This window comes from Reichenbachiella sp. MALMAid0571 (assembly GCF_040151475.1).
GTDB lineage: Bacteria > Bacteroidota > Bacteroidia > Cytophagales > Cyclobacteriaceae > CAXBNB01.
This window is the reverse complement of sequence record NZ_JBDKWG010000010.1, coordinates 1-11,321: the sequence shown is the minus strand read 5'-3', so window position 1 is coordinate 11,321 and position 11,321 is coordinate 1. Positions and strand designations below refer to the sequence as shown.

Here is an 11,321-nt window from a genome sequence, read left to right as displayed (position 1 = left end):
CAAAGACCTACTTAAATCTACAGGTCAACCAAATCCACAGACCGAAAAACCCATAAGACTATCTGCCAAATACCAACTACGGTTCGTTCAACACTACATTCATGCTTGGCCTATCGGCCGCACGAATGCTTAGTTATTACGGGTGGCTCCTATATTTTGCCAAACGGAAGAGAAACCATTAACAATTGGGATGGTTCTTTGTAAAAGAATATCTTCAGTATTCACAATATAATACTCAAGAGCTCCTGAAATTCGATTTCCCAAAAGAGAAAAATCCAATCCAAAATTAGATGCCAGAGTTGTTTCCCATCCAAGATCAGCGTTGGCCATTGAAGAAGTATAAAGACCAATTGATGGTACGGAAACATCACCAAAGACATAATTAATAGTACCTAACTTACTCAAAGAAGCATACCTGCCAATAGCCTGATTCCCGTTCTTTCCATAGGAATATCTTAATTTTAGATAATTAACCCAAGTAGTACCTTTTAAAAAATTTTCTTCTGAAATATTCCATCCCACTGCAATAGAAGGAAATGTACCATATTTCTGACCATTACCAAATGTTGAATATCCATCGCGACGGGCAGTCATGGTGAACAAATATTTGTCTTTATACCGATAATTTAATCGAAACATCGATGAAAGTGTATTATCCTCACCAGCTTGCGTGACAATAGAAGCATTCTCGCCGATGTGAAGTCCATTATAACTTAAGCCATCATTCCAAATATTGTTGCTTGAGAGTCTGGAACTATTACTATCAGAGTGTTCACGGCTATACAATATTGTTAAATCTATTGTATGGTCTTCATTGATTGTTTTATTCCATTTTATGATATTTTGTAATATCCAGTTTCGCTCATTTCCGTGTGTTTTTGCGCCACTTCCTAGCCTAAAGACCCCTTCATCTGATGCCGAATATGATTTGTTGTAATCAAATACATTTGACCATTTTAATGTATTGGCATAATTTAATTGATAGCTAATCCCAAAGGGTAGCTCAATATTTGCGAATACATTGGTAAAAAAGTTCTGTCGCGTGTCCAGATTGTCAGAATAAAAGGGGTTTGTCAAAGGATTATGAATAAAACCCTCATTCATAGGCAAGAAATAAATATCTGATTTAGAATTATTTCTATAGAGAGATGCATAGGGGCTTAGGTAAGAAGCCTCACCAAAAGATGCTTCATTACCAGAATAATCCCGATTAGAGTAACTGGTATTAGTTCCAACTTTCAACCAATCAGTTACATATGTTTCAATATTACCTCTAAAAGAATAACGTTTGAATTGATCATTGAGCAGCACTCCTTTTTGATTAGTGTATGATCCTGAAAAGTAATACTTTACGTTATTTGAATTACCAGAAAAACTAATCTCATGATTCATCATAGGAGCATCCTGACTAATCTCTTTCCATGGATTAATTGTTTTTCCATTATTGAAATTGTCTACTTCTAGTGGATTTAGATAATTGGCTAGATCATTTGGATCTGCCGATTTACCATCTGCAGCTCTGCCATCAAGTACTTTTTGAATATATTGTTCTGCATTCGAGTACTCAGGAATATGTCCAAAATAGGAACCTCCGTAGTTGGCGTTATATAAAATCAAAGGTTTTTCCGAATCACCTCGTTTCGTTGTAATCAAAATCACTCCATTTGCAGCACGAGAACCATAAATCGCTGCTGCACTTGCATCCTTCAGAACATCAATAGACTCAATATCATTGCTATTGATATCTGTCAATGCACCTGAATATGGAACACCGTCAAGTATAATCATAGGGGAATTGTTTGCAGAGATTGAGTTTTGTCCACGTATCGAAATAGATCCATCAGAACCAAGCCTACCATTATCTGTTACATTTACTCCCGCAACAGAACCTCGCAACATTTGAACTGGACTAACATTAATCATTGTAGCCTTTTCTTTTACGTTAACCCTACCAACAGCACCAGTCAAATCTTTTTTCCTTGCTGTCCCATACCCTACGACTACTATCTCTTCCAATTGCTCAGCATCTACTACCATTTGCACATCAATTACACTTTGACTGCCAATAGTAACCTCCTGCGTTTTATAGCCAACAAAAGAAATAGTCAATACAGATTGCTCGGCTACCGATATTTTATAATTGCCATCAAGATCTGTCGTGGTTCCGGTGGTGGTTCCTTTCACAACCACAGAGGCTCCTGGTAGTCCATCTCCGTTTTCATCGGTGATTTTACCGGAGATATCTACATCCGAAAAAACAACCTCAATGGCAGTATCAGGTGATATATGTTCTAGTTTATCCACCTGAATTGTATTGTTCAGTTGTTTAAATCCAAGTTTGTACTCTTTTGATATGTTTAACAGGATTTCTGCGACAGATGTATTTGAATAAGTTAAATCAATTCTAAGCTTGGTATTGATATCTGCTTTGTCATAGTTAAACCGAAAATCTGAAATAGACTCCAGATGCTTAAATGCTTCTTTGATAGAGGCATTAGATAAATTTAGTGATATGAATGTTTCACGTACGCTCCGGCTATGTTGTCCATTGGACTCTCCGGCAACAATAAAATTGAGTGCCACCAACTGAACAATAAAAACATAAATGGATAACTTCATGATACTAACAATTAGTCGTATAGCTTTATTTTTCATAAATTTGAAAAGTTTTAGTAATTGAAGATTTATTAAAACGGTATTGATATAGTAGTTGGAAGACTTCCCAATTTTCTCAAATACTATATCTGCAAAAGTGGTGCTGCCTGGCAGTGCCACTTTTCAATTAGTTATTTCTTGTCTATCAATGCATTTATTTATTTGGATTGAACATTATTTTTATATTCTTATCTTTCTTTTCATAATCAAAATTGAGCGAATAACTGATCCCTCTCAGTACCGTTTCAAGACTCTGGTTCTTATGTTCTCCAGAATATTTTGAGTCAGGCAATTTGTTTTCATCAAATTCAATAGTCACTCCATACCAAGACTCCAGCTTACTAAACAAACTTGTTATATTGTCTTCTTTGAAAAATAATATACCTTCTGTCCAGCCAATTTCTTCTGCATAATCAAATGGCTGAAGTGCTAACTGTTCTCCTTTCAAAACAATTTGTTCTCCTGGGTGAATAATTCTATCTATTCCTAATTTGGATACTTTTAGCTTACCTTCTACAAGTGAAACTTTAGGTTGATAATTATCATAGGCCTTTACTGAAAATGATGTGCCCAAAACTGTAGTTTGGAAATAGGGCGTTTGGATCACAAAGGGCTTTGATTTGTCTTCAACCACATCAAAAAATGCTTCCCCATACAATTCAATATTCCTGGAATTTTGAGTGAAAGTAGCGGGATAAATAAGTTTGCTGCCAGAGTTGAGCCAAACTTTAGTGCCATCAGGCAATCGTAGTTGTGTTTTCACTCCATTAGGATTTTGCTTGACAATCACTTCCGGTGGTGAAAACAAAGCCTGTTCTTCGTTTTTTTGATTTTTACTATAATAAAAAACAGAAACAGCCGATACCAACACCAATACAACAGCTATGCGCAACAGGTATTTAAGGTTTCTAAAATCAGAAGACTCAGATTCATATTTTTTACTTTCTATAGTGGTCTCAATTTTTTGCCATAATCCTCCATCGGGCAATGCCTGTTCTTTATCATTAAAGCTCATAGAAAGGATCAATTCCCTTGCTTCTGCTAATGTTTGAGTTTGACCACCATGTTCGGTGATCCAATTGTTCCATTTTTTATCCAGTGCTTCATTGGGATTCACAACCCACTTCACAAAAGATTCATCCTGCAATAAATCCTGAACTTTAATGTCTTTATATTCCATATTTTTTCACTTTCAATATACTAGAGTGAAACCTGCATGGATATACATGAAAATTTTTAAATTATTTTTTCGAATGACTTAAGATTTGCAAAAAGAACAGTGTTTTTCAGTATATCTCTTTGAAGGAAACACCAACAAAAAACAATAGGGACAACAATCTTGACTTGATGATTTTAATTGCTTCATAAATGAGGTTTTGAGCAGATCTACGTGTCTTTAGTGACATTAGCTCGGTAATTTCGTCGTAATCAAACCCTTCTTTAAAATAATAATACATTGCTTCTCTTTGCCGGCTGGTCAAAGCATTAATTTCCTTCTCGATACTGGCATACTGTTCTAAAGACGACTGATTTTGTATGATTTCCTGTTGAATGGAAAAAGTAAATTGAATCTCCTTTTCCTCTTCTTCGATTACTTTAAGGTGCTCTTGATTCTGCCTTATATGTTTGTGTAAATGACTTTTAAAGCACCTGATTAAATAAAATTTTAATGAGGATCGTATTTTAATAGATGCTCTGCGCTCGTAGATTTCTATAAAAGTATCATGGAGCAAATCTTTGGTTGTTTCTTCATCACAATGCAATTGTTTTCCTATATACATCAGTCTGGGGTAATGTATTCGGTAGATTTGATTGAAGGCTTGTAAGTCATTTGACCTTACCATTTCCCACAATATGATCTCTTCCTGATCCTGATTTTCTTTTCTTGGCATAAATTCGTGCTAGAATAGCATATAGCTAAGTAAATCAAATAATGGGTGAAGACATCTTTTTGGAAGCAAAAAATTGATTCAGAAGTAATTCTAATAACTACAGGTCTATTTTCTAAAATAAAAGTCACCTACCAGCGATGAATTTTCCCAGGGATTTTGCTTCTGTTCCGACTTTTTCAAAACATTTATCCTTACCTGTTTGAAAACTTCTTCTATGGTAAGGCCCGGAACTCTCATGGCTTTTACCAATCCCGAAGTATATAGTCCATTGGTACCGTCACTCAATAGTAAGCCTAAAAAGCAGTGACATCTTCGGGATACCCGTAAACAAGTATATAGTTTGAAGTTTTAGTTTCTTCAAATATGTCCTGACTATTTTAAATAATACCAAGTGATAAAAAGTTAGATCCGGAAACCATTGACCAGAAAACAAATAGACTGTTTAAGAAAACTATTGCATTTCTCAAATCTCATTAGCAAATTCTTGACAGCTTTTAAACTTTATCAACTAATCTCTCTAAAATCTGACCTGACCTCCCCTTCGTTAAAAACTTTTCGAATATAAAGATTCCGGCAATAGAACAAGAAGCTCCGGCAATTACATCAATGGTATAGTGATGTGAGGTATAAATTGCTGCAAACCAAATACCCACTACAAAGATTCCAAAGAACATGGAAACAAGCCAATGCACTCGTTTTTTAATTCCATAAAAAAAGACCACCACAGGATAGGCACTATGCAATGACGGCATAGCTGCAAACACATTTGATCCTTTGGAATACAAATCCTGAAACAGTGTTATACCAAAAAAATCGTCAAACTTAACCAAACCTGCCACTCCTCCGGGAATATCAAAATGCTCTTCAAAGCCATGCACCTGGACATACCATGGCGGAGCAGCCGGATAGGTATAATAAATAATCCATCCCAAAATATTTACAGTAAAAAATGCAACTGAAAAATGAATAAAAATACGCTTGTCGGTAACCCACAGATATATCCCAAAACCTAGTGGTATAGGCATCCAATTGATATAAAAAGACCCACTCATCACATCCAGAAAAGTACTACTATGTGCCAGGAAATATTCATTAGGTGTGACTCTGCCCATAGCAGTATCTATCCCAAACAAAAGTTTTTCCAACATGTAGGGTTCTTCTATTCTCACATCCGAAAACAGGTAATTGGGATACCCCTTCATTGAATCGAAAATGATTGCGTAAACAAAGAAAAACGAAAACCCCAACACAAACTTGCGAGAAGAAGGATGAGCGAAAAATCCCACAAGATAAAACACTAAAAAGCCAAGATGATCAGGCCTATATCCTGTAACATACACTTCAATCAATAAATAGATAGCCGATAGTATTGTTGCCCATACTACTACTCCCAGATCAAACTTATAAAAGCCTGCTTTATTAAGTCCCTTTTCCATACTTTGAATTCAAGTTGCAAAACTATAAAACAGGATGTAATGACGGCATTTATTCCAACATAATTGAAGGGCTTTTATCGAATAAAATTCAATAAAATATGATTAAAGTTGAGTAAAATATATCTTTGCAAACTTTGTAGTTAAAATTTAATTGAAACCAGCCATTACTTAATGATAGAGGTCAGAAAGGTAGAGAGTAAAAAGGAATTGAAGGACTTCATTGATTTCCCTCATCTTTTGTATTCAGACGATGACAATTATGTGCCTGAACTCTATTTGGCGCAAAAGGATTTATTAAATAAAAACAAACATCCTTTTTTCAACCATTCTACAGCTGACTTTTTTCTCGCCTACAAAGAAGGTACTATCGCAGGAAGAATTGCAGCCATAAAAAACAACAATTATATCAAATACACTGGTGATCAAACCGGATATTTTGGTTTCTTCGATGTTGTTGAAGACTATAATGTTGCTGAAAAATTATTAGAAACTACTGTCGATTGGGTGAAAGGCAATGACCTCCAGTCTATCATGGGACCTACCAACTACTCTACAAACGAAACTTGTGGAGTATTGATAGAGGGATTTGACACTCCTCCCACAGTAATGATGACTTACAACAAGCCCTATTATGTGGATTTTATAGAAAAATATGGATTTAAATCCGAAATGGATTTGCTTTCATATAAAATCAACACAGAGGATGTTCCAGAAAAGCTAATGAGATTATCTGGCAAAGTTCTTGAGAGGCTAAATTCAAAAGGTATCAATATCAGAAAGGTAAATCTTAAAAATTTTAAAGAAGAAATTGACAATATCTTTGAAGTCTATAATGCTGCCTGGGAAAAAAATTGGGGCTTTGTACCTATGACTATTGAAGAATTCAGGCATGCTGCTAAAGACATGAAATCTATTGTAGATCCGGATTTTTTGCTTGTGGCAGAAAAATCCGGGAAATTGGTTGGTTTTTCACTAACCGTACCTGATATGAACATTCCCCTTAAAAAATTAAAAAAGGGAAGGTTGTTACCACTAGGAATTTTTAAACTTCTTTATTATAAAAGCAAAATTGATAGAGTTAGAATTGTTACTTTAGGGGTTTTGGAGGAGTATAGGAGACTAGGTATTGATGCCTATTTTTACATAAAGGCTTTTGAAGAAGCAAAAAACAAAAAAATGGAATTTGGTGAAGCTTCATGGATTTTGGAGAACAACCCGGCTATGAATAAAGCACTTATAAACATCAATGGAAAGGTTTATAAGAAGCATAGACTATATAAAAAAACTGTTTAATAAATTTTATGAGGCAGTCATTGTAATTAAAAAGACGAAGGTTTTTTATTGTGAATAATTTGGAATAAAGCATTAAATTTGCTTCATTTTAATAAATAGTAGGATATAAATGCCTATTTTCACAGATAATTAGGCCTTCTTTTAGAAAAAAAACGAATCCTTAATGAATGTTTTAAAAGAGCGAATTTCAAAATTTACCCTAGCAGGAGAAATTAAGGCCCGTGGACTTTATCCTTATTTTAGAGAAATAGGATCAAATCAAGACACGGAGGTGGACATTGATGGTAGAAAAATACTAATGTTTGGTTCAAACAGCTACCTGGGTCTTACCAATCATCCAAAAGTGAAAGAAGCAGCAAAGATTGCTGTTGATAAATATGGAACCGGGTGTGCAGGATCAAGATTTCTAAATGGAACCCTGGATCTCCATGTACAGTTGGAAGAAAACCTTGCAGAATTTTTTGGAAAAGAAGCCGCACTGGTTTTTAGTACAGGTTTTCAGGCAAATCTTGGAGTAATTTCATGTCTTTCAGGACGAAATGACTATATCCTCATTGATGAATTGGATCATGCTTCTATCATAGACGGCAGCAGATTGTCTTTCTCAAAAGTGATTAAGTTCAAGCACAATGACATGGACTCTTTGGAGAGACAACTTGCGTCCCTTCCCTCAGACAGCATTAAACTTATAGTAGTAGATGGTATCTTTAGTATGGAAGGAGACATAGTCAACCTTCCGGATATGGTAAAAATCGCTAAGAAATATGGCGCAACAACCATAATAGATGATGCTCATGCTGTAGGTGTAATTGGAGAAAAAGGATCTGGTACAGCTTCTCATTTCGGGTTGGTTGGTGACGTAGATTTTATAGTTGGTACATTTAGTAAATCTTTAGCTTCACTTGGTGGATTTGTCGTAGGAGATAGAACAGCTATTGAGTTCATGAAACACAATGCCAGATCATTAATGTTTAGTGCCAGCATTCCTCCAGCTTCTGCTGCAAGTGCATTGGCTGCTTTGGAAATCATAAAAACAGAGCCTCAAATAATTGAGAGACTTTGGGACAACACAAACTATGCAATGACAAGCCTTAGGCAACTAGGTTTTGACATTGGAGAAGCAGAATCTCCGATTATCCCAATTTATATACGCAATGACCAAAAAACTTTTGAAATCACAAAAGTACTCTTTGAAGAAGGAATATTTGTAAACCCTGTTATTTCACCAGCCGTAAAAAGTGATTCGTCTCTTCTTAGATTCTCATTGATGTCCACGCACTCGCATGATCAAATAGATTATGCATTCGAGAAACTACAAAAAGCCAGAGACATTGTAGGATTAGAAAGATATCACAATGGCTCAACAGTCAATCATTCCGACTTGGTTCAAAATAAAATTTAACAATAAAAAGACATATCCGTAAACAATAAAGCCTGTAGTATCAGGCTTTATTGTTTACCTCATTTCATCCACCCTTCCCACAAACTATGAATATACTGATAACTGGAGCCAGTGGATTTATAGGAGGATTTATTGTAGAAAAAGCACTTGAAGAGGGATTGAAGGTTTTTGCTGCTGTTAGAAAAACCAGCAATCTAAAATACCTCAAAGATCCAAGAATAAACTTTATTGAAATAGACTTTTCTAACTGCGAAAAACTAGCTGAACAGCTCAAAACATTCAAAGAAAAGAACGGATCATTGGATTATGTAATTCATAATGCAGGAGTAACAAAAGTTCTGTCTGACAAGGATTACAACAAGGTAAATTTTGAGTACAGTAAAAACCTTGTTGAAGCCATTATAAATTCCGGTCATAAACTTACGAAGTTTGTTTTCATCAGCAGTTTAGCAGCATCAGGGCCTGGCCAACACAATACCGATACTCCTATAAGTTTACTCGATCCTCCTATGCCGGTTACAGAATATGGCAGGAGTAAATTAAAAACAGAGGAGTACCTAAAAGGGCTTACAAACTTTCCTTACGTCATCATGCGCCCACCTGCCGTTTTTGGCCCAAGAGATGCAGACATGTTTAGCTTCTTTAAATTAATAAGCAATAAACTTGAAGTCTATATAGGGGACAACTTGCAATATTTGTCATTTATATATGTGAAGGATTTAGCCTCTGCGGTCATTAGAGCAACGACGAGTCAAGTGCAGCAAAAAACATATTTTATTTCAGACAATCAGAAGTACACTAATGTTATTTTTAGTGAACGTATTAAGTTTTTGATGGATAAAAAAACGTTTGTAATTAAACTGCCAATGTTTTTGGTGAACATAGTAGCATTTTTATCCGAAAATGCGGGAAAACTCACCAAGAAGCCATCACCACTCAACATTGATAAAATAAATGAATTGAAATGCAGCAATTGGCTATGTGATGCCAGCTCATTTTACACAGATACTGACTTTAAAGCTCAGTACTCTCTAGATAAAGGTATAGAAGAAACTATAAAATGGTATAAAAATGAAAAATGGTTATAAGTAAATAAATAAACTAAATTTTAAATGTCAACAAAAGCAAAAATCCAGGCTCCAACTGGTAAACTGGCCGTTATTACACCAGGTATGGGAGCCGTCTCCACCACATTTATGGCTGGAGTTATCAGCATTAGAAAAGGACTAGCCAAACCTATAGGGTCGTTGACTCAAATGGGTACCATCAGGCTTGGCAAACGAACTGATAATCGCAATCCTCTTATCAAAGATTTCATCCCTCTAACCGGACTAGACGATATTGTACTGGGAGGATGGGATATTTTCGAAGACAATGCCTACGAAGCTGCTGTCAATGCAGGAGTACTCGACAGGTATTTGTTAGAGCAAATCAAAGATGAGTTGGAGCAAATCAAACCAATGAAGGCAGTTTTTGATCAAAAATATGTCAAAAACATTAGTGGCCCTAACGTAAAAAAAGGTGCCACAAAAATGGAACTTGCTGAAGCTGTAATAGAAGACATCAGACGCTTTAAGGAAGAAAATGGTTGCGACCGGGCAGTAATGGTATGGTGTGGATCTACTGAAATTTACATCAAAGAAGGTGAAGTCCACTCTTCCATTGAAAAACTTGAGGAAGGCCTGAGAAACAACCATCCTGATATAGCACCAAGCATGATCTATGCTTATGCCGCTATAAAAATGGGGATTCCTTATGCTAATGGTGCTCCAAATTTATCTTGCGATGTAGATGCTATGGTAGAACTAGCCAAGCAAACTGGTAGCCCTATAGCAGGAAAAGACTTTAAGACAGGGCAAACATTAATGAAAACCATTCTTGCTCCTGGTCTAAAAGCAAGATCTCTGGGCATCAACGGATGGTTTTCAACCAACATCCTTGGAAATAGAGACGGTGAAGTGTTAGACGATCCAGACAACTTCAAAACCAAAGAAGTATCCAAGCTTGGTGTGTTGGAAGATATTTTGGAACCAGAATTACATCCTGATTTGTACAAAGATTTATACCATAAAGTAAGGATCAACTACTATCCACCACGAGGTGACGACAAGGAAGGTTGGGACAATATAGACATCAGTGGATGGCTGGGATATAAAATGCAGATAAAAGTAGATTTTCTTTGCAAGGATTCTATTTTAGCAGCTCCATTGGTATTAGACTTAGCACTTTTTCTAGACCTTGCAGCAAGAGCAGGAATGAAAGGTGGTATTCAAGAATGGCTTTCATTCTACCTAAAATCTCCACAGGCAGCCAAAGGACTGAAACCACAACATGACATCTTTGTTCAGTTGATGAAATTGAAAAATACCCTTAGATATCTGCAAGGTGAAGATTTGATCACCAATCTTGGATTAGATTATTATGATTAAGTTTTTATTGGTGTCCGAGAAAAGATTTTGCCTTCTAAGGAAATTCATCAAAATCACCCCTGCCTGATCGGTAGGCAGGCCTAAATCCCCTAAAGGGGACTTTTTGATCACCCCTTCAGGGGGCGGGGGTAGTTTTAGGAAATCGAAAAAATCTTTTCTCATTTCGTTTAAACGTACTTTTTTAGGGTATTTAAAATTTAGTCGGACACCACTA

Annotated in this window: 10 protein-coding genes; 4 read left to right on the top strand and 6 right to left on the bottom strand. The window is 35.9% G+C overall.

Annotated elements, in window-relative coordinates; all coding sequences use genetic code 11:
* Positions 1-129: 129 nt before the first annotated feature.
* From AAOP42_RS00140 to AAOP42_RS00120, 5 genes are all read right to left on the bottom strand, one after another.
* The gene (locus AAOP42_RS00140; RefSeq protein ID WP_349526425.1) at positions 130-2,655 is read right to left on the bottom strand and encodes a SusC/RagA family TonB-linked outer membrane protein; all 2,526 of its coding nucleotides are present in this window, start codon (positions 2,653-2,655) and stop codon (positions 130-132) included.
* Between the two features lie 154 nt (positions 2,656-2,809).
* Entirely contained in the window at positions 2,810-3,835 is a 1,026-nt protein-coding gene (locus tag AAOP42_RS00135; protein WP_349526424.1) for a FecR family protein, read from the bottom strand.
* A gap of 106 nt (positions 3,836-3,941) precedes the next feature.
* Positions 3,942-4,547 (bottom strand): RNA polymerase sigma factor, encoded by a 606-nt coding sequence (locus AAOP42_RS00130; RefSeq protein ID WP_349526423.1) that lies wholly within the window; start codon positions 4,545-4,547, stop codon positions 3,942-3,944.
* Between the two features lie 105 nt (positions 4,548-4,652).
* A complete protein-coding gene (locus tag AAOP42_RS00125) occupies positions 4,653-4,832 on the bottom strand; it encodes a caspase family protein (RefSeq protein ID WP_349526422.1) in 180 nt (59 codons plus the stop codon).
* 209 nt (positions 4,833-5,041) lie between these two features.
* A complete protein-coding gene (locus AAOP42_RS00120; protein WP_349526421.1) occupies positions 5,042-5,983 on the bottom strand; it encodes a phosphatase PAP2 family protein in 942 nt (313 codons plus the stop codon).
* A gap of 171 nt (positions 5,984-6,154) precedes the next feature.
* Between AAOP42_RS00120 and AAOP42_RS00115 the strand changes: the two genes are divergently transcribed.
* The 4 genes from AAOP42_RS00115 to AAOP42_RS00100 all read left to right on the top strand — a co-directional run bounded on the left by AAOP42_RS00115 (position 6,155) and on the right by AAOP42_RS00100 (position 11,107).
* Complete coding sequence (locus AAOP42_RS00115; protein WP_349526420.1) at positions 6,155-7,276, top strand: GNAT family N-acetyltransferase; 1,122 nt, start codon at positions 6,155-6,157, stop codon at positions 7,274-7,276.
* A 163-nt stretch (positions 7,277-7,439) separates the two neighbouring features.
* A complete protein-coding gene (gene spt / locus AAOP42_RS00110) occupies positions 7,440-8,678 on the top strand; it encodes a serine palmitoyltransferase (protein ID WP_349526419.1) in 1,239 nt (412 codons plus the stop codon).
* A gap of 86 nt (positions 8,679-8,764) precedes the next feature.
* The gene (locus AAOP42_RS00105) at positions 8,765-9,766 is read left to right on the top strand and encodes an NAD-dependent epimerase/dehydratase family protein (protein ID WP_349526418.1); all 1,002 of its coding nucleotides are present in this window, start codon (positions 8,765-8,767) and stop codon (positions 9,764-9,766) included.
* 24 nt (positions 9,767-9,790) lie between these two features.
* Positions 9,791-11,107, top strand: coding sequence for an inositol-3-phosphate synthase (locus AAOP42_RS00100; protein ID WP_349526417.1), 1,317 nt, complete (start codon positions 9,791-9,793; stop codon positions 11,105-11,107).
* On the opposite strand, the gene AAOP42_RS00095 is transcribed toward AAOP42_RS00100, so the two are convergent.
* Positions 11,090-11,321: hypothetical protein (locus AAOP42_RS00095; protein ID WP_349526416.1), on the bottom strand; the 232-nt coding region annotated here is incomplete at its 5' end. The two genes, AAOP42_RS00100 and AAOP42_RS00095, sit on opposite strands and share 18 nt — an antisense overlap.